The 18,294-nt window shown below is 71.3% G+C and carries 23 protein-coding genes; 15 read left to right on the top strand and 8 right to left on the bottom strand.

Going from position 1 to position 18,294, the window contains the following annotated elements:
* The first annotated feature begins 31 nt into the window (after nt 1-31).
* Complete coding sequence (locus AC1QRC_RS06485) at nt 32-838, top strand: carbohydrate ABC transporter permease (RefSeq protein WP_484205967.1); 807 nt, start codon at nt 32-34, stop codon at nt 836-838.
* Entirely contained in the window at nt 835-2,019 is a 1,185-nt protein-coding gene (locus AC1QRC_RS06490) for an alpha/beta hydrolase family protein (protein ID WP_484205968.1), read from the top strand. The genes AC1QRC_RS06485 and AC1QRC_RS06490 overlap by 4 nt, the downstream gene beginning before the upstream one ends.
* 6 nt (nt 2,020-2,025) lie before the next feature.
* Here the strand turns inward: AC1QRC_RS06490 and AC1QRC_RS06495 are convergent, their stop codons facing one another.
* The 4 genes from AC1QRC_RS06495 to AC1QRC_RS06510 form a co-directional block, all read right to left on the bottom strand.
* Nucleotides 2,026-3,162 (bottom strand): N-acetylglucosamine-6-phosphate deacetylase, encoded by a 1,137-nt coding sequence (locus AC1QRC_RS06495; RefSeq protein WP_484205969.1) that lies wholly within the window; start codon nt 3,160-3,162, stop codon nt 2,026-2,028.
* A gap of 9 nt (nt 3,163-3,171) precedes the next feature.
* Nucleotides 3,172-3,939 carry a 6-phosphogluconolactonase gene (locus AC1QRC_RS06500; protein WP_484205970.1) on the bottom strand — a complete coding sequence of 256 codons (768 nt, stop codon included), beginning with the start codon at nt 3,937-3,939 and terminating at the stop codon, nt 3,172-3,174.
* Between the two features lie 93 nt (nt 3,940-4,032).
* A complete protein-coding gene (locus tag AC1QRC_RS06505; protein ID WP_484205971.1) occupies nt 4,033-5,034 on the bottom strand; it encodes a LacI family DNA-binding transcriptional regulator in 1,002 nt (333 codons plus the stop codon).
* A 78-nt stretch (nt 5,035-5,112) separates the two neighbouring features.
* Nucleotides 5,113-6,042: an alpha/beta hydrolase gene (locus tag AC1QRC_RS06510; RefSeq protein ID WP_484205972.1), complete on the bottom strand. Its 930-nt coding sequence runs from the start codon at nt 6,040-6,042 to the stop codon at nt 5,113-5,115.
* A gap of 355 nt (nt 6,043-6,397) precedes the next feature.
* Here AC1QRC_RS06510 and infA point away from each other — a divergent pair, with 355 nt between their 5' ends.
* From infA to truA, 8 genes are all read left to right on the top strand, one after another.
* Nucleotides 6,398-6,619 (top strand): translation initiation factor IF-1, encoded by a 222-nt coding sequence (gene infA / locus AC1QRC_RS06515; protein ID WP_252621734.1) that lies wholly within the window; start codon nt 6,398-6,400, stop codon nt 6,617-6,619.
* Between the two features lie 62 nt (nt 6,620-6,681).
* Entirely contained in the window at nt 6,682-6,795 is a 114-nt protein-coding gene (gene rpmJ, locus AC1QRC_RS06520) for a 50S ribosomal protein L36 (protein WP_007928044.1), read from the top strand.
* A gap of 191 nt (nt 6,796-6,986) precedes the next feature.
* On the top strand, nt 6,987-7,364 hold the full coding sequence (rpsM, locus tag AC1QRC_RS06525) for a 30S ribosomal protein S13 (RefSeq protein ID WP_484205973.1): 378 nt from the start codon (nt 6,987-6,989) through the stop codon (nt 7,362-7,364).
* A 96-nt stretch (nt 7,365-7,460) separates the two neighbouring features.
* Complete coding sequence (rpsK, locus tag AC1QRC_RS06530) at nt 7,461-7,868, top strand: 30S ribosomal protein S11 (RefSeq protein WP_141784230.1); 408 nt, start codon at nt 7,461-7,463, stop codon at nt 7,866-7,868.
* A 26-nt stretch (nt 7,869-7,894) separates the two neighbouring features.
* On the top strand, nt 7,895-8,503 hold the full coding sequence (gene rpsD, locus AC1QRC_RS06535) for a 30S ribosomal protein S4 (protein ID WP_484205974.1): 609 nt from the start codon (nt 7,895-7,897) through the stop codon (nt 8,501-8,503).
* Nucleotides 8,504-8,708: 205 nt separating this feature from the next.
* A complete protein-coding gene (locus AC1QRC_RS06540; protein ID WP_484205975.1) occupies nt 8,709-9,731 on the top strand; it encodes a DNA-directed RNA polymerase subunit alpha in 1,023 nt (340 codons plus the stop codon).
* Between the two features lie 23 nt (nt 9,732-9,754).
* Nucleotides 9,755-10,570 (top strand): 50S ribosomal protein L17, sunset domain variant, encoded by an 816-nt coding sequence (gene rplQ / locus AC1QRC_RS06545; RefSeq protein WP_484205976.1) that lies wholly within the window; start codon nt 9,755-9,757, stop codon nt 10,568-10,570.
* Nucleotides 10,571-10,692: 122 nt separating this feature from the next.
* Complete coding sequence (gene truA, locus AC1QRC_RS06550; RefSeq protein WP_484205977.1) at nt 10,693-11,523, top strand: tRNA pseudouridine(38-40) synthase TruA; 831 nt, start codon at nt 10,693-10,695, stop codon at nt 11,521-11,523.
* Nucleotides 11,524-11,527: 4 nt separating this feature from the next.
* Here truA and AC1QRC_RS06555 read toward each other — a convergent pair whose 3' ends face one another.
* A complete protein-coding gene (locus AC1QRC_RS06555; RefSeq protein WP_484205978.1) occupies nt 11,528-12,442 on the bottom strand; it encodes an EamA family transporter in 915 nt (304 codons plus the stop codon).
* A gap of 72 nt (nt 12,443-12,514) precedes the next feature.
* On the opposite strand from AC1QRC_RS06555, the gene AC1QRC_RS06560 reads away from it, so the two are divergent.
* The 3 genes from AC1QRC_RS06560 (at nt 12,515) to AC1QRC_RS06570 (ending at nt 15,555) form a co-directional block, all read left to right on the top strand.
* Nucleotides 12,515-13,435, top strand: coding sequence for a LysR family transcriptional regulator (locus AC1QRC_RS06560; RefSeq protein WP_484205979.1), 921 nt, complete (start codon nt 12,515-12,517; stop codon nt 13,433-13,435).
* Between the two features lie 4 nt (nt 13,436-13,439).
* Nucleotides 13,440-13,763 carry a TraR/DksA family transcriptional regulator gene (locus AC1QRC_RS06565; RefSeq protein WP_484205980.1) on the top strand — a complete coding sequence of 108 codons (324 nt, stop codon included), beginning with the start codon at nt 13,440-13,442 and terminating at the stop codon, nt 13,761-13,763.
* A gap of 91 nt (nt 13,764-13,854) precedes the next feature.
* Nucleotides 13,855-15,555, top strand: a complete 1,701-nt coding sequence (locus AC1QRC_RS06570) for an ABC-F family ATP-binding cassette domain-containing protein (RefSeq protein WP_484205981.1) — start codon at nt 13,855-13,857, stop codon at nt 15,553-15,555.
* A 57-nt stretch (nt 15,556-15,612) separates the two neighbouring features.
* On the opposite strand, the gene AC1QRC_RS06575 is transcribed toward AC1QRC_RS06570, so the two are convergent.
* From AC1QRC_RS06575 to AC1QRC_RS06585, 3 genes are read right to left on the bottom strand one after another with little or no spacing between them, the layout of a single operon-like run.
* Entirely contained in the window at nt 15,613-16,182 is a 570-nt protein-coding gene (locus AC1QRC_RS06575; RefSeq protein WP_484205982.1) for a TIGR03086 family metal-binding protein, read from the bottom strand.
* Nucleotides 16,182-16,682, bottom strand: a complete 501-nt coding sequence (locus AC1QRC_RS06580; RefSeq protein ID WP_484205983.1) for an SRPBCC domain-containing protein — start codon at nt 16,680-16,682, stop codon at nt 16,182-16,184. Before AC1QRC_RS06580 ends, AC1QRC_RS06575 begins: the two co-directional genes overlap by 1 nt.
* Nucleotides 16,679-17,041: an ArsR/SmtB family transcription factor gene (locus AC1QRC_RS06585; protein ID WP_484205984.1), complete on the bottom strand. Its 363-nt coding sequence runs from the start codon at nt 17,039-17,041 to the stop codon at nt 16,679-16,681. Before AC1QRC_RS06585 ends, AC1QRC_RS06580 begins: the two co-directional genes overlap by 4 nt.
* 222 nt (nt 17,042-17,263) lie before the next feature.
* Between AC1QRC_RS06585 and AC1QRC_RS06590 the strand changes: the two genes are divergently transcribed.
* Nucleotides 17,264-17,695: an OsmC family peroxiredoxin gene (locus tag AC1QRC_RS06590; RefSeq protein WP_484205985.1), complete on the top strand. Its 432-nt coding sequence runs from the start codon at nt 17,264-17,266 to the stop codon at nt 17,693-17,695.
* A 2-nt stretch (nt 17,696-17,697) separates the two neighbouring features.
* A complete protein-coding gene (locus tag AC1QRC_RS06595; RefSeq protein ID WP_484205986.1) occupies nt 17,698-18,294 on the top strand; it encodes a DUF5655 domain-containing protein in 597 nt (198 codons plus the stop codon).

Below are 18,294 nucleotides of genomic sequence, written 5' to 3' on the forward strand. Positions count from 1 at the left end.
TTGGACGCGGCCGCTGCGCCAGCATCCGATCGTGTTCCTGTCGCTGTCGATCTACGCGGCGTTCAACATCTTCTGCCTGGTCTGGCTGACCAACACCTCGTTCAAGAGTTCCTCCGAGATCCTGGCCACCAGCCCGTGGACGCCGGCGCAGGCCCCGCTGTGGGAGAACTACGCGAATGCCTGGACCTACGGTCACATGGGCACCTACATGCTCAACTCGGTCGTCGTCACCGCGATCACGACGGTGGCCGTGCTCCTCCTGGGGAGTCTGAGCGGCTACGTCTTCGGGCGGATCGAGTTCCCGGGCCGCAACGTCCTGATGGCGATCTTCATGACCGCCATGATGATCCCGCCGTTCGCCCTGGTGGTGCCGCTGTTCGACGTCTTGACGTTCACCGGGCTGCTGAACACGCGGACGGGCCTCATCCTGGTCTACGTCGCGATGGAGCTGCCCCTGGTCACCTTCATCCTGACCGCGTTCCACAAGACCGTGCCGAGGGAGCTTGAGGAGGCCGCCGCGATCGACGGCGCGTCACCGCTCCAGACCTTCCGGCGGGTGGTGCTGCCGCAGACGGGCCCCGCGATGACCGCCTGTGGTGTGGTGGTGGTGCTGCGGGTGTGGAACGAGTTCATCTACGCCCTGACCTTCATCCGGGACGACGAGTTCCTCACCCTGGCCGTCGGAATCTTCAAGCTGAACCAACTCGCCGACTACTCCTCGAACTGGGCGATTCTCTTCGCCGGGATGGTGATCAGCATCGCACCCGTCCTCGTCGTGTTCGCGCTGTTCCAGCGCAGCTTCACCAGCGGCATCGCACAGGGAGCCGTGAAGTTGTGAGCGACAGCGGGGACACGGTGGCAGAGACGCGCCAGGACCTCTCCCGCGAGGAGGTGCTGACCCGCTTCCGCGAGGACGTGTACGGCCGGGCGCCGGCGGACGGCTGGGAACTCTCGTGGGATCTGCTGCACGAGCACGTGACCGCCACCCGACTCGTGCGCCAACAGTGGGCACTCGTGATCAGCACGGCACGGGGCAGTCACCGGTGCGTGGTGCTGGTGGACAGCCCCGAGCAGGCGACGGCCCCGGTTTCGGCCTTCCTGGCCCTGAACTTCCGCGGCAACCATGCGGTGACCGCCGACCGCGAGGTCCTCGACCTCCAGCGCGAGCCGGCTGCTCGGGGCGGATCCCTCCACTATGAGGGTCTGCGGGAGCCGGTGACCCTGCCGGTTTCCCGGGGGGTCGAGGCCCACCGCTGGCCGGCGGAGCTCGTGGCGGGCGGGGGCTACGCCGCGATCACCGCCTGCTACCTGCAGTGCGGTCCGGACAGCACGGACATCTTCGGCCACGGCATCCACCGCCTGTTCGGCACCAGCCACGCCGCGACCCGTGGGCCGCACGAGTGGGGCAGCATCAGCATCTGGGCGTGGCTGCTGTCCCGGATCCTGGATGCACTGGAGGGCGGCATGGCTCCCGCGGTCGACGCCGGCAGGGTCGCGGTCCTGGGCCACTCCCGGCTCGGAAAGGCGGCGCTCTGGGGGGCCGCTCAGGATCGCCGTTTCGCCGCGGCGATCAGCAACAACTCCGGATGCATGGGTGCGGCGCTGTCCCGACCTGTCGGAGAGACCCCCGAACTCCTCGCCCGGGTCCGACCGCAGTGGTTTGCGCGACGGTTCTCCGCCACGGTCCTGTCCGGCCAGCCGGTCCCCGTCGACCAGTCCCAGTTGCTCGCGGCCATCGCGCCGCGACCCGTCTACGTCGCCAGCGCCAGCGACGACGCGCCCGCCGACCCGGAGGGCGAGTTCGGGGCCCTGTGCGCGGCCGCCCCGGCCTGGGGGGTCGGCGGCCAGCTTCCCGACCTCCCGGCCCCGGACGCGGTGCAGTGGTGGGACGGGGTGCCGCTCGGGTACCACCTGCGTCGCGGGCACCACGAGATGGTGGCGTGGGACTGGGCCCAGTACGTGTCGTTCGCCGATCGCTGGCTCGGAGCGCCCACTGACCCGCTCGTGGAGTCATCCTGAGGGAGCTCAGAGCCCGCCGTGGACGACCTCGCCCCCCACGATCGTGGCGAGCAACCGGCCCGCCTCGTCGAGCACGACGAAGTCGGCCCGCGCACCGATCCGCAGCCGCCCACGATCGGTGGCGCCCACGAGCGCGGCCGGGACGGACGTGGCCATGGCCAGCAAGGTCGCCCGGTCCAGGGGAGTGTGCGCCCATGCCCAGCGGAGGCAGTCCAGGAGGTGGGCCCCCGAGCCCGCGAGCAGACCGGTGCCCGGCAGGCGCAGGGCGCCGTCGTCGGTCACCTCGACCTGTCCGCCCACGGGTGTCGGGTGGACGCCGGGTGGACTGCCGGCGAGGGCGGCGGCATCGCTGACGAGGAAGGACTTCCCCGGTCCCTTGGCGCGCACCATGGCCGTCACGGTGTCGGCCGGGAGGTGGTGCCCGTCGGCGATCAACCCGGCCGCGAGCCGGTCGTCCGCCAGTTGCGCCCAGAGTTGGTTCGGGTGCCGGGGCAACATCGTCTGGATCGCGTTGCCGAGATGGGTGGACAGGCTCGCCCCTGCCGCAGCCGCGTGGTGGATCTGCTCGGTCGTGGCGGCACAGTGACCGACCGAGACCCGGACCCCTGCGGCCACGGCCTCGCGGATGTATCGCTCGGAGCCGGGGAGCTCGGGTGCCACGGTGATGATGCGCACCAAGCCGTCGGCCGCCGCCAACCACCGGCGGAGCTCGGCCGGGTCCGGGTCCCGCAGGTGACGCGCGTCATGGGCCCCCCGCGGGCCGTCCACCGCGGACAGGTGGGGCCCCTCGACATGGATGCCCACCACGGAGGCCGCAATTACCGGGTCCTCCCGGACGGCCCGACCGATCGTCTCAAGCGCGCGGACGATGGCGGACTCGGGTGCCGTGATCACCGTCGGGCAGAAGGCGGTGGTGCCGCGGGCACGGAGTGCCTCGGTGAGTGCCCGCAGGGTGGCGACGTCGAAGTCCTCGCCGTTGACGTCCAGACCCGCGCCCCCGTTGACCTGGAGGTCGACCAGACCCGGCAGGACGAGTGGCCAGGTCTGGCTGCCGGTGTCCGCCACCTCCTCGATGGTGGCGATCCGTCCGTCCTCGGCGGTGATCCGTGCGACCGCTCCGTCCAGGAGCCTGCCGGTGATCATCCGGGCAGCCTACTGAGACGTGGTGAGTGCGGACGCTGCGCCCGTGTCCAGATGGAGGACGGCGTCGGCGTGCCTGCGCAGGGCACTCGCCGGACAGCTCTCGGTCAGGGCGCCGGTGACGGCCCGGGCCACGGCCGGAGCCTTGTGCCGGCCGGTCACGGTGCACACGAGCGAGGTGGCGGACAGGAGGGCGGGGACCGTCAGGCTGAGGGCGCTGGTGGGGACCTCGTCGAGGCGCTCGAAGCACCCGTCGTCCACCTGCTGCTGCCGGGACTCCTGCGTGAGGGTGACCTCGCGCACGGCGTGGGGATCGCTGAAGTCGGTGTCACCCGGCTCGTTGAATGCGAGGTGACCGTTGACACCGATGCCCAGGAGGCACAGGTCGATGGGCGCCTCGCCCAGCAGCCGGGCATACCGGGCAGCCTCGGACCCGGGCTCCGCCCGGCCGTCGATCCGCTCCAGGCGTCCCAGGGAAACCGGCGCCAACTGGTCTGCCAGCCACTGGCCGAACGCCTGGGGGTGGTCCGGCGGGAGCCCGAGGTACTCGTCCATGTGGAAGGCGCTGACCCGGGCCCAGTCGATGTCGGGCTCGGCGACGAGCGCCGCCAGCATCGCCTGCTGCGAGGGCGCCGAGGCCAGGATCACCCGGGCGGTGCCGCGGGCCGACAGCGCGCCGCGCAGGGCGGTCGCCGCATCGCGCGCCGCCGCCCTGCCGGTCTCGGTCGCGGATGCGCCGACGCGGATGGGGATGGTCTCCCGTGCAACTGAGCGTGTCATCGTGCCCTTCGTGTGGGTTCCGCGCTGCAATCGATTGCATCGAGTCTAGGGGCGCTCCACGGCTCTGGCAAGAGCGGGCAGGGGAGGGGGCGCTCAGCCGCGTCGAGCGGGGACCGGGCCGGTGGAATTGCGCAGGGAGAGGGTGCCGGTCAGGGTCGCGGTCTGGGGCCCTGCGGTGCGGTCGGTGAGGTGGCGCTGCAGCTGGGCCAGGGCCGCGCGTCCCAGCTCGTCCAACGGTGCCGTGACCGTGGTGAGGGCCGGGGTCAGGGTCCGTGCCAGCAGGACGTCGTCGCAACCGACCAGGCTCATGTCGTCTGGGACCCGGAGCCCGCGTGCGGCCAGTCCCGCCACCGCGCCGCAGGCCATCAGGTCATCGAAGGCGAAGGCGGCCGTAGCCGGGGCCTCAACCAACCTGTCGGCGGCCTCCCGGCCGCCGTCGTAGGAGGCCGGGAATGGGCCCAACTCGAGGAGGTCCACGCCCGTGCGCCGAGCCCAGTCCTTGACCGCGGTGGCCCGGCGCTGCGCCGCCCAGGATCCTGACGGGCCGCGCAACAGCGCGATCGACCTGTGCCCCAGCTCGTGCAGGTGGTCTCCGGCCTCCCGCAGGGCGGGTCCGTTGTCGACGACGGTGGTGCTGACCTCGGCGCTCGACCGGTTCACCGCAACCATGGGCATCTCGCCGACGGCGTCCCTGATCCGGGTCATCGGGCTGCGGGGTGAAACGAGGATCAACCCATCGATCTGACCGCGCAGCCGTCGCACCAGGTCGAGCTCAACCGCGGGCTGTTGCCCGGAGTCGAGCAGCATGACGTTCAGGTCGACCTCGGAGGCCGCGCGCTGGATGACCCGCACCAGAGGCGGGAAGAACGGGTTCTCGATGTCGGGGATGAGCAGGCCGACCATGCCGAGCCGGCCGGTGATCAGTCCCCGGGCCGTCTTGTTGGGCTGGTAGTCGACCTCGGACGCCTTGGTGAGGATGCGCTGGCGCACGGCCTCGTTCACCAGGTCGGGGCGGCTGAACGCGCGCGACACCGTCGAGGGGTGGATCCCCAGCTCCTTGGCCAGCGAGTAGATCGTGGCCCTCTTGGCCGGCATGCCAGCGCCTTTCCCCTGGGTCGGGATCACGGGTTGAGTCCGGTCCATTCTAGGTGGTGGCGAGGCGAGGGATCGGGGTCACTGGTCCGTCCCCGCACGGCGCTGTGCTGCGGCGCGGGCGAGCAGCCTGGCCTCGAACTGACGCACCTCGGCCCGCAGGTCGTTGTCCTCGGGAGCGGTGCCACCGAAGTTGCCGTGGGGCATCGCCTCGAACACGTGGAGCTCGGCCTCGACCCCCGCGGCCAGGAGGGCGCGGTGCATGCGGACGCTGTTCGACAGGAAGAGGTCCCGGGTGCCGCTCTGCAGGAAGGTGGGCGGCAACCCTGCGAGGTCGCCGAAGAGGGGAGACAGATAGGGGTGGGCGAGGTCCTCGCCGTTGGCGTAGAGCAGGTTGACGGGCATCAGCGAGGTGATCACGGTGTCGATGCCGTCGTTGGTCCGGAACGTGTCACCGGACTCGGTCAGGTCCACCTCGGGGGTGAGCAGGACGAGCGCGGCGGGCATTGGCAGTCCCTCGTCCTTGGCACGCAGCAGGAGGGCGGCCGCGAGGTTCCCACCTGCCGACCCGCCGCTGATGACGATCTCGGACGGGGAACGGGTGCCCAGCGCCGCGCGATACACGGCGAGCACGTCGTCCAGTGCGGCGGGGTAGGGGTGCAGCGGGGGCATCCGGTAGTCCGGCGCCCAGGTGACGCCCGCCCGGTCGACGGCGTGCCTGGACGCGGACATCCAGGTGAGGTCGCCCCCGCCGAGCCACAGGGCTCCGCCGTGGAGCTCGATAAACAGCGCTCCGCCGTCTGCGCCCGCACCACGGGTCGGCCGCAACTCGTATGTCGTGACGCCGGCGACGTCGGACTCCGTCACCTCCAGTGCACCTTCCGGGGGGAGCGCCGACTCCAGGTAGGGCCTCCTGGTGCCGGTGTCCGTCTCCCGGGCGAGACTGAGCCAGGCCTCGGTATCCTCGATCGGCGGATACACCGGGTCCGGTGGTCCCGGTTGCGACAGCACCCGCCGCGCCTCCTCGCTGACACTGGGTGGTGCCGGCGGACGGGTGCGGTGGGCGGGGGGTGGGTGCGGCACGTCTGGCGCCATGCTGTCTCCTGGTCGGTCCCGTGATCGGGCGTCGGCTGCGTCGTGCGTGACGGGTCACGCTAGGCAGCGATCCTGACACGCCGCGGTGCCCGATCGACAGGCGCCGCGATTGGTGTTCGGACGGCCTCGTGGCGTAGACTCGACCCTCGGTCCACGTCTGGGCTCCCTCAGGGGTGCCCAGGGACGGGCCACGTGTTGTAACCAACCCTTGTGAACGCATCGAACCAGGCGCGGCCTGTGCCAGGTGCGGGCACTGAGAAATGTGGAGGACATGGCGAAGAAGGACGGCGTCATTGAGATCGAGGGCACCATTGTGGAGGCCCTCCCGAACGCGATGTTCCGAGTCGAGTTGACCAACGGTCACGTTGTGCTGGCTCATATCTCGGGCAAGATGCGTCAGCACTACATCCGGATCCTCCCCGAGGACCGGGTCGTCGTGGAGCTCAGCCCGTACGACCTGACCCGCGGCCGCATCGTCTTCCGCTACCGCTGAGCCCCCGGGCCGGCACAGCACCACCATCCATCCACCCACAGATCGAAAGCGGCAACCAGAACATGAAGGTTCAGCCGAGCGTCAAGAAGATCTGTGACAAGTGCAAGGTGATCCGCCGCAACGGCCGGGTCATGGTGATCTGCGACAACCTGCGCCACAAGCAGCGCCAGGGCTGAGCAGAAGCACCACCCGAGCACGAGTCACGGACTCGAGCGCACGACATACCAGAACACGCAGCACCCGACCCCCGACATGCGGGACGTCACCCTCGGACGCGTTGGCCGAGGACCGCGGGCAGCAGCCCACCAAGAAGATGCGGACCGGTGTTGCACCAGACCATCGCGACAGACACAGGAGCACACGCCACATGGCACGACTCATCGGTGTCGACCTGCCGCGCGAGAAGCGCGTCGAGGTCGCCCTGACCTACATCTTCGGCGTGGGACGCACCCGCGCCGACCAGACGCTGGCGGCCACGGGTGTGGACCCGTCCACCCGCGTCAAGGACCTGACCGACGAGCAGCTGGTGCAGTTGCGGGACCACCTCGAGGCCAACTTCCGGCTCGAGGGTGACCTGCGCCGCGAGGTTGCCGCCGACATCCGCCGCAAGGTCGAGATCGGCAGCTACCAGGGCTTGCGGCACCGCCGCGGCCTGCCGGTGCACGGCCAGCGCACCAAGACCAACGCGCGCACCCGCAAGGGCCCGAAGCGCACCGTGGCTGGCAAGAAGAAGGCCACGAAGTAATCACGCTCGGGGGCTCCGCCCCCGAGTCCCCCGAACGCTCGCTTCGCTCGCGGGCGTCGGGACACCAGACTTGACTCGTCAGTTCAGGAGTAATGAATGCCCCCCAAGAGCCGTAGCACGGCCGGCGCCCGCAAGGTGCGTCGCAAGGAGAAGAAGAACGTTGCCTTCGGGCAGGCTCACATCAAGAGCACGTTCAGCAACACCATCGTCACGATCACGGACCCGACCGGTGCGGTGATCGCGTGGGCCTCGTCCGGCCAGGTCGGATTCAAGGGCTCGCGCAAGTCCACCCCGTATGCCGCGCAGATGGCCGCCGAGGCCGCCGCGCGCCGCGCGATGGACCACGGCATGCGCAAGGTCGACGTGTTCGTCAAGGGCCCGGGCTCGGGCCGCGAGACCGCCATCCGCTCGCTCACCGCCGCCGGCCTCGAGGTCGGCGCGATCAGCGACGTCACCCCCCAGGCGCACAACGGCGTTCGTCCGCCGAAGAAGCGTCGGGTCTGAGACCGGAAGGGAGTTAGAGGAGAATCATGGCCCGTTACACCGGACCCATCACCAAGAAGTCCCGCCGGCTCAAGGTCGACCTGGTCGGAGGGGACAAGAACTTCGACCTGCGTCCGTTCCCCCCGGGGCAGCACGGCCGTCGTCGCACCCAGGAGAAGGAGTACCTGACCCAGCTGCAGGAGAAGCAGAAGGCCCGCTTCACCTACGGCGTGATGGAGAAGCAGTTCCGCCGCTACTACGCCGAGGCCGCCCGCCGGCCCGGTCGCACCGGTGCGAACCTGCTCACCATCCTGGAGTCCCGCCTCGACAACGTCATCTACCGTGCCGGCCTGGCCCGCACCCGTCGCGCCGCGCGCCAGCTGGTGACCCACGGTCACTTCCTGGTCAACGGCCAGCGCGTCGATGTGCCGTCCTACCGGGTGGAGCAGTACGACATCATCGAGGTCCGGCCGAAGTCGGTCGAGACGCTGCCGTTCGAGCTGGCCCGCCAGACCTTCGGGGACCGCCCCGTCCCGGCCTGGATGAAGGTCGTGCCCGGCACGCTGCAGATCCTGATCCACCAGCTGCCGACGCGTGAGCAGATCGACACGATCCTCACCGAGCAGCTCATCGTGGAGCTCTACTCCAAGAACTAATCGCACGGGGGGCACACGGGGGGCAAGCCCCCCGTGTGCCCCCCCGACGGCCAGGAGCTCGCTTCGCTCGCGTGCTCCTGGCTGTTCCGGGAAACCAAGCCTCGCTCCGCTCGGCGGTTTCCCGGGCCCCACGGCATACGGACAGAGGTATGCCGTGTTCTCACCGGGCGTCAAATAGCGGTCGCCCGATGGAAAGGAAACAACCGTGCTGATTGCTCAGCGTCCCACCCTGTCCGAGGAGGTCGTCTCCGAGGCCCGTTCCCGGTTCGCCATCGAGCCCCTGGAGCCCGGCTTCGGCTACACCCTCGGCAACTCCCTGCGCCGGACCCTGCTGTCCAGCATCCCCGGCGCCTCGGTCACCAGCATCCGCATCGACGGCGTGCTGCACGAGTTCTCCACGATCCCCGGGGTCAAGGAGGATGTCACCGAGATCATCCTGAACCTGAAGAACCTCGTCGTCTCCTCCGAGCATGACGAGCCCGTCGTGATGTACCTGCGCAAGCAGGGCGCCGGCGCGGTCACCGCCGCCGACATCGCCCCGCCCGCCGGCGTCGAGGTGCACAACCCCGACCTGCACATCGCCACGCTGAACGACAGCGGCAAGATCGAGATGGAGATGACCGTCGAGCGCGGTCGTGGCTACGTCTCCGCCCAGCAGAACAAGTCCGGCGACCTGGAGATCGGCCGCATCCCGGTCGACTCCATCTACTCCCCGGTGCTGTCCGTGACCTACAAGGTCGAGGCCACCCGTGTGGAGCAGCGCACCGACTTCGACAAGCTGATCGTGGACGTCGAGACCAAGAACTCGATCGCCCCGCGGGACGCCATGGCCTCCGCCGGCAAGACCCTGGTCGAGCTGTTCGGCCTGGCCCGGGAGCTCAACGTCGAGGCCGAGGGCATCGAGATCGGCCCGTCGCCGACCGACGCCGCGCTGGCCTCGGACCTGGCGCTGCCGATCGAGGACCTGGACCTCACCGTGCGGTCCTACAACTGCCTCAAGCGCGAGGGCATCCACACCGTGGGTGAGCTCGTCGGGCGCAGCGAGGCGGACCTGCTGGACATCCGCAACTTTGGGGCCAAGTCGATCGACGAGGTCAAGGAGAAGCTGGTCGAGATGGGCCTGGCCCTCAAGGACAGCCCTCCCGGGTTCGACCCCAGCACCGCGGACTACACCGAGGGTCCGGACGACGAGGCCGACGCCGGCTTCGCCGAGGACGAGCAGTACTGACCTTTCGCTAGGAGAAACCACGAATGCCTACCCCGAAGAAGGGCCCGCGCCTCGGCGGCGGTCCGGCGCACGAGCGCCTGATCCTGTCCAACCTCGCCACCGCCCTGTTCGAGCACGACCAGATCACCACCACCGAGGCCAAGGCCAAGCGGCTGCGTCCGCTGGCCGAGCGCCTGGTGACCTTCGCCAAGCGCGGTGACCTGCACAACCGCCGCAAGGTCATGGCGATCGTCCGCGACAAGGGTGCCGTGCACCGGCTGTTCGCCGAGATCGCGCCCGACATGGCCGACCGTCCCGGTGGCTACACCCGGATCACCAAGATCGCGCCGCGCAAGGGCGACAACGCCCCCATGGCCGTGATCGAGCTGGTCCGCGAGCCGGTCGCCAAGAAGGCCGTCGTCACCCAGGCCGAGGGTGCCACCAAGCGCGCCGCCAAGGACCAGGCTGCTGCCGAGGCGGAGGTCGACACGACCACCACCGACGTGGCCCCCCTGGCCGGTGAGGGCGAGCTGACCGAGGTCAACGAGACGACGACCGAGGACACCACCGAGGCAGCCAACACGGCAAAGACCGACGACGGCGCCGACGGCGGCTTCGGCCCGGACTCCGCTCCGGTGACCGAGGACGGCGCGGCCCCCGAGGGCTTCACCGTCAAGGGCAACAAGGACTCGATGAAGTACCACGTCGAGGGCTCCCAGTGGTACGACGCGACCGTCGCCGAGGTGTGGTTCCGCACCGCGGAGGCGGCCGAGGCTGCTGGCTTCGAGCCGGCCGGTGGCGCCGCCGCCCAGCAGGGCGCGGACACCGGTGCCGAGCTCGGCAAGGCCGACGAGGACTGAGGTCTGAGGGACGGACTGTCCTGACCCCGTGAGGGCCGCAACCCACCCCGGGTTGCGGCCCTCACGCGTGCGGTCAGGGCGGTATTGCCCGGCCGGTGCAACGCCCGCGATAGCGTCGGGGGGTGCGCATCCGGATCGATCTCGCCTACGACGGCACCGCCTTCTCCGGGTGGGCCCGACAACCGGGCCTGCGCACCGTCGAGGAGGAACTGGCCACAGCCCTCGGCACCGTGCTGCGCACCGACCCGCCGCGGCTGACCGTCGGCGGACGCACCGACGCGGGGGTGCACGCCCGTGGGTCGGTCGCCCACGCCGACCCCGACCCGGAGGCCTGGGCGGCGCTGCCCGGGCGCTCGGACCGGACGCCGGCACAGGCCGCGGTGACCCGGCTCGGTGGGGTGCTCCCGCCGGACGTGGTGGTCCGCTCCGTGCGGGAGGTGCCGGAGGCCTTCGACGCCCGTTTCTCCGCGCTGCGGCGCCGCTACACCTACCGGATCTGCGACGACCCGCCCCGGCTGGACCCGCTGCGACGGCACGACACGGTGCGCCACCGGCGAGCCCTGGACGTCGCCGCCATGGACGCCGCCTCCCGCGCGCTGACCGGGCTGCACGACTTCGCGGCCTTCTGCAGGCCGCGCGAGGGAGCCACCACGATCCGCACGCTGTTGGACTACACCTGGTCCCGCGACGGGGACGGCGTCCTGGTCGGCACCGTCGTGGCGGACGCGTTCTGCCACTCGATGGTGCGCGCGCTCGTCGGGGCGGTAGTGCCCGTCGGGGAGGGCCGGTATGCCGTCAGCTGGCCCGCGCAGGTGCGCGACGCCGGGCGCCGGGACCCGCGGGTGACGGTGATGGCAGCCCACGGGCTGTGCCTGGAGGAGATCACCTACCCACCCGATGACCAACTGGCCGAGCGTGCGGAGCAGGCACGCAGCATACGGACCCGTGAGTGAGCGCTCAGGGGACCGGCGCCGGCGCCAGGTCGGTCGGCGCGGGCACCCGGGGCCGCTTGCGGCGCAGTGACCCGAGCAGCACCCCGGCAACGACGACCACGCCCCCGAGCACCTCGACCGGGCTCACCGTCTCGCCCAGCACCACCCACGCCGCCAGCATGCCGGCGACCGGGACCAGCAGGGAGTACGGTGCGACCACACCGGCCGGGTGCCGCGCCATCAGCCAGGTCCAGATGCCGGTGCCGACGACGGTGCCGAACACCACCGTGTAGGCGAGCCCCGCCAGCGCCGGCAGCGCCTCGGGGGTGAAGGCCGTGCCCAGGGCGGCGCCGATCCGGGCCGGGCCCTCGACCGCCAGCGACACGGCGAGCATCGGCAGCGGCGGGACGACGGACATCCAGAGGGCCAGGTGGAGCGGGTTCTGCGGGCGCGCCTGCCGGTTGCACAGGTTGCCGATCGCCCAGCCCAGCGCGCCGGCGAGGGTCAACAGGAAGGGCAGCACCGCGGCGACCTGGGCCCGGTGCGCGCCGACCAGGGCCAGGCCGCCGACGGCGATCAGGATGCCCAGCACCTGGATGCCGCTGATCCGTTCCCGCAGGAAGACCGCGCCCAGGACGACGGTGAACGGGGCGGAGGCCTGCAGCACCAGGGAGGCCAGCCCGGCGGGCATCCCGGTCGCCATCCCCCAGTAGAGGAACAGGAACTGCAGGGTCCCGAAGCCCAGCCCGTACCCCACCAGCCAGCGCACCCTCACCCGGGGCCAGGGGACCAGGAAGAGGGTGGGCAGGGCCAGGACCAGGAACCGCAGCGCGACCAGCAGGAACGGCGGGAAGTGCTCCAGCGAGGCGTGGATTGCGGTGAAGTTCAGCCCCCACATCACGGCGACGGAGACGGCCAGCAGGCGGTGACGGATGGGCACGAGACCAGCCTCACCCGCGCCTACTGTTCAGCACAAGCGACAGTGTGTGACTGGTATTTGTAGGATGCCTACATGGACGTGCGCCACCTCGAACTGCTGCGGGAGCTCGCCGAACGGGGCAGCATCACGGCGGTGGCACGGGCCACGCACCGCACTCCCTCCGCGGTGTCCCAGCAACTGCAGACCGCGCAGCGCGAGCTCGGGGCGCGGTTGGTGGAGCCACGCGGCCGGGGGGTGCGGCTGACCGAGGCCGGTGAGCTGCTCGCCCGCCGGGCGGTGGACGTGGCCACGGTGCTCGCGGACGTCCACGCCGAGTGGGACGCCTACCGCGACGAGCCGACGGGGTCGGTGTCTGTGCTTGCCCTGCCCAGCGCCGGGGAGTTCCTGCTGCCTGCGGCGCTCGTGGCGCTGCGCGGCTCCGGCATCCGGGTGAGCTGCCACGATGCCGACGTCGCCGAGGCGGACTGGGCCGGCCTGGCGCGCGACCACGACATCGTGCTCGGGCACTCGCTGCGCCACCGGCGCCCGCCGGGCACCGCGGCGCTGCGGGTCACGCGGGTGGTCCGGGAGCCGCTGGATGTTGCTCTCCCCGCCGGTCACCGACTGGCTGGTCGTGGCGCGGTGCAGCCCGCCGAGCTGGTCGGGGAACTCTGGATCGGGGTGCCGCTGGGCTTCCCGTTCGACACTGTCCTCCAGGCGATCGAGCACCACACGGGGGCGACGTTGGACGTGGTGCAACGGGTCCGGGACAACCGCCTCGTCGAGGCCCTGGTCGCCGCCGGGTGCGGGGTAGCCGTGCTGCCCCGATTCACCACCCGACCCCGGGAGGACGTCGTGCTGGCCCCGCTCGCGGGGATCGACACGGGGCGGCACATCATGGCGATCCAGCGGCCGGACCGGGCCAGGCGGCTGGCCGTACGCCGCGTCCTGGCTGCCATCGAGGAGGTGGCCGCCTCCTTGCCGGGCGCGCCGGGGAAGGCCCTGGCAGGGTAGGCCGATGGGCACCGAGGAGATCCGCGAGCACCTGCAGGCCAAGGAGGCCGAGCTGCTCGCGCAGATGGAGCAACTCACCGCCCCGCAGCAGGACCAGGGCACTATCAGCTTCGGCAAGCGGGTCGGCGAGGGAACCTCGATGGCGGTCGACCGACTCAGCGCGGTGACCGCCCACGACACCCTGACGGACATCCTGGGGCAGGTGCGCCGGGCGCTGGCCAAGCTCGAGGAGGGTGACTACGGGCGGTGCGACGTCTGTGGCGAGGACATCGGTGAGGGGCGGTTGGAGGCCCGGCCCTGGGCGACCGGCTGCCTGCGCCACTCCTGACCCGCCCCGGCCACGGGCCGGCATCGCAAACCCCGTCGCCGGCCCGGCGGCGGTCGTGGCACACTGACGGCCGATCACGCGGAGGAGAGACGTGGGACACCTGGACATCAATGGTGTCGGGTTCACCCTGCCCGACGGCCGGCCGCTGCTCGACGGGGTCTCGCTGCGCGTCGGGGAGGGCGCGCGGGTGGCGCTCGTGGGGCCCAACGGGACCGGGAAGACCACCCTGCTGCGGATCGTCGCCGGGGACCTGGCACCGCACGCAGGCTCGGTGGGTCGCGGGGGTGGGCTAGGGGTGATGCGCCAGTTCATCGGGACGATGGGGCGTGAGGACGGTGGCGGGGAGCCGCCGACGGTGCGGGACCTGCTCGTCGCCGTCGCGCCGCCCGACCTCCGGGAGGTCGCGGACCGGCTCGAGCAGGCGGAGCTAGCCGTGATGGAGGTCGATGACGAGCCCGCCCAGCTCGCCTACGCCCAGGCCCTCTCGGACTGGGCCGACGTCGGGGGCTACGACTACGAGACGCTCTGGGACGTGTGCACCGTCGCCGCCCTGGGTGTGCCGTTCGAGAAGGCCCAGTGGCGCAGCACGGCGACGCTGTCCGGCGGCGAGCAGAAACGGCTGGCGCTCGAGGCGCTCCTCCGCGGTCCCGACGAGGTGCTGCTGCTGGACGAGCCGGACAACTACCTCGACGTCCCGGCCAAGCGCTGGCTCGAGGAGCAGCTGTGCACCTCCGGGAAGACCGTGCTCCTGGTCAGCCACGACCGGGAGCTGCTGTCGCGGGTCGCCACCCGGGTGGCCACCCTCGAGCCGGGTGCTGCCGGGAGCAGCCTGTGGGTGCACCCGGCGGGCTTCGCCACCTGGCACCAGGCGCGGGAGGACCGCAACTCCCGGCTGGAGGAACTGCGCAGGCGCTGGGACGAGGACCACGCCAAGCTGCGCGCGCAGATGCTGATGTACAAGCAGAAGGCGGCATACAACTCCGACATGGCCGCCCGCTACCAGGCGGCCCAGACCCGGCTGCGCAAGTTCGAGGAGGCGGGACCCCCGGAAGTCGTTGCCCGGGAACAGAACGTCCGGATGCGGCTCCAGGGTGGCCGCACCGCCAAGCGCGCGGTGATCGTGGAGCACCTGGAGCTCACCGGCCTGATGCGGCCCTTCGACCTCGAGGTGTGGTTCGGCGAGCGGGTGGCGGTGCTGGGCAGCAACGGGTCCGGGAAGTCGCACTTCCTGCGGTTGCTGGCGGGCGGGGGGAGTGATCCCGAGCCCGAGCACCGGCCCGTCGGCGACGTGGTCCCCGCGTCGGTGGCGCACACCGGGCTGGCCCGGCTCGGGTCCCGGGTGCGGCCCGGCTGGTTCGCCCAGACGCACGACCACCCGGCGCTGGTGGGTCGGACCCTCCTGGACATCCTGCACCGCGGGGACGAGCACCGCCGCGGCCGCCCGCGGGACGAGGCGGCCCGGGTGCTGGACCGCTACGAGCTCGCCCGCGCCGGCGAGCAGAGCTTCGACTCGCTGTCCGGTGGGCAGCAGGCACGGTTCCAGATCCTGCTCCTGGAGCTGTCCGGTGCGACCCTGCTGCTGCTCGACGAGCCGACCGACAACCTCGACCTGCACTCCGCGGAGGCGCTGGAGGCCGGGCTGGCCGCGTTCGAGGGCACCGTCGTGGCGGTGACCCACGACCGATGGTTCGCCCGGGGTTTCGACCGGTTCCTCGTCTTCGGTGCCGACGGGGTGGTGCGTGAGTCCGACGAGCCGGTCTGGGACGAGGGGCGCGTGGCGCGGGCACGTTGAGCGGGCTGGTGGGCACCGGCCCGGCGTCAGGTCGTGCGGAGCACGGGCACGTGCTCGCTAGCGCTGCCAGTCAGGGTCCCGGCCGATGAAGCCGATCAGCCGGGTCTGGACGTCGGCCTCCGCGGGCACGGGCACGGCGGGACCGTACTGCCCGCTGCTGCGGAGGACCTCCTCCATCGGCTGCATGCCTTTCAGCAGCTGTGCGCAGAAGTCGGCATCGAGTTTCTCTCCCTGGCCCGTCGCCCGCGCCAGGTCCCAGGTGTGCATGAACACGTCGGCCGTGTAAACACTGGTTACCGCCGCCGCCAGTGGTTGCTCGGGCAGCTGCGGGTGGCGGAACGGCGAACTCGCCACCTCGGGGTCCTCGAGCAGCTCCTGGACGCCGTCCGTGTGCACCTGCCAGGCGGCGACCGGATCGTCCGTGACGGCAGGCCCGGTCGGCAACCGGTGCGTCGTGCCACCCTCGAGCAGCCCGGGCAACCAACCCACCAGGTGGCCGACGACGTCCCGGGCGGTCCACCCCGCGACCGGCGCAGGGACGTCCCAGTCGGTCACGCCGCGCACCCGGTCTGTGAAGGTCCCCGCCACCTGCCGGTGGAGCGCGGCAGGCTCGGTGGGCAGCGCCATCAGCTGGCGTCCCCGGCAAACAGCCCGTCGAGCTTGGCGTAGCCCTCGTGGACACCGACGTCCATCCCGGATGAGAGCATGCCGTCCCGTCCCTCGAAGGAGTCGCACAGCGACTGGCTGCGCAGCCGGGTCCAGCCGTCCCCGAGGTCCTCGAGGGTCATCGTCTCCAGGGCGATCGCCTCGGGCATCCCCTCGAAGGTGAAGGTCTGCACGATGCGGCGCTCGCTCACCTCGGGGAAGGTCCCCCGGAAGGCGTACTCCTCGCTGCCGAGGTGGCTCAGGTAGCGGTAGGACCCGAGTGTGCGGCAGTCCCAGTGGTCGATCGTGGTGGTGGTCGAGTCGGGGCCCACCCACCGGGCGAACAGCTCGGGGTCGGTGTGGGCCGCCATCACCTGCTCCGGGGTGGCCCGGAAGTCGCGCACGATGTGGATCATCGGGACGTTCGGGTCCGCCTCGATAGTGGCCTCGGTGTGGCGGGTGCTGCTGTCGGTGGTGGTCATGATGCGGTGTCCTCTTCTCTCGTGGTGTGTGGTGTGGTGCCCTGCATGTCGGCCAGGACTGCGTCCAGCCGGCGGTACCGGGCCTCGGCCTGCGCGCGGTAGCGTTCGATCCACCGGGTCATCAGGTCGAGTACCCCGACCTCCAGGTGGACGGGCCGGCGTTGGGCATCCCGGGTCCTGCTCACCAGGCCGGCGTCCTGGAGCACCTTCACGTGCTTGGACACCGCCTGCAGGGAGACGTCGTACGGCTCGGCGAGGTCGCCCACGGTCGCGTCGTCGCTGCAGAGACGGGCGACCATGTCCCGCCGGGTCGGGTCCGCCAGGGCGGCGAAGGCCCGGGAGAGCTGATCCTCGTCCATCGAATCCCTTCCTCAACTAATCGGTTGAATAACCGTAGGGCACCTGAGGCACGTTGTCAACCATACGGTTGATAAATGGTGGCGGTGGGCCAGCCGCGCCCCCGACGTGTGCCGTTCACCGGGAGGGACTACCGTGCTCGACAGAGGGCCTTCGCGGCCGCGGAGGACCACCGACCGGTGCCCGGTCCCACCCCGGGACACCAGGACGAGAAGGAGACCCGCATGCCCAACCCCGTTGTCAGCAAGGCCAGCACCGTCTGGAACGGCGACCTGTTCACCGGCCGGGGATCAACCTCCCTGGACAGCTCCGGTGCCGCCACCTTCGACGTGGAGTGGAACGCCCGGGCCGAGGGCTCGGACTCGACCACCAACCCCGAGGAGCTCCTCGCCGCCGCGCACGCCACGTGCTACTCGATGGCCCTGTCCAACGAGCTGAAGAAGAACGACACCCCGCCGACCCAGCTGAACACCACGGCCGAGGTGACCTTCGTCGCCGGCACCGGGATCACCGGGATCCACCTGACCGTCGAGGCGCAGGTCGAGGGGATCGAGGCCGAGGCCTTCCAGGGCATCGCCGAGGGCGCGAAGACCGGCTGCCCGGTCAGCCAGGCGCTCGCGGCCACGGAGATCACGCTCACCGCCTCCCTGGCCTGACGGTGGCCCCGCCGCCGGAGCCGGGCGACCCGGGCGGGCCCAGCGCGCCGTGGGCCCCCGGAGTCGCCCGACGCACGGGGCGGACGCTGGAGGAGTGGGTCGCGCTCATCGAGGAGTCCGGCCCGGACCCGTTGGACCAGAAGGGGGTCCGGGCCTGGCTCCGTGAGGAGCACGCCGTCCCGCTCAACACGCAGTGGGCCATCGCCGACCACGTGGCCGGTCTCCACGGGTGGGAGCGACCCACCGTGACCGGCTACACCGACGGGCTGTATGCCGGAGCGAAGGCGGGGCTGCGCCCGCTCCACGACGCGGTGGTGGGCCTCGCCATGGATCTGGGCGAGGACGTCGAGCCGCAGGGACGGGCGACCTACATCCCGCTGGTCCGCCGCACCCAGTTCGCCGCGGTCGCCCCGGGGCCACGGGGCACGCTCCGGGTCGGGCTCCGCTACCGCGAGGACGTCCCCGACGACGACCGGCTCGAGACGGCCCGCGGCTTCGCGCAGGCGACGCACTGGGTGCACCTGCCCGGCGACACCCCGCCCTCCGGCGCCGGCCCGCTCGAGCCGTTGCTGCGCCGGGCCTACGACCAGAACGGCTGA

This window comes from Ornithinicoccus sp., from assembly GCF_057176825.1.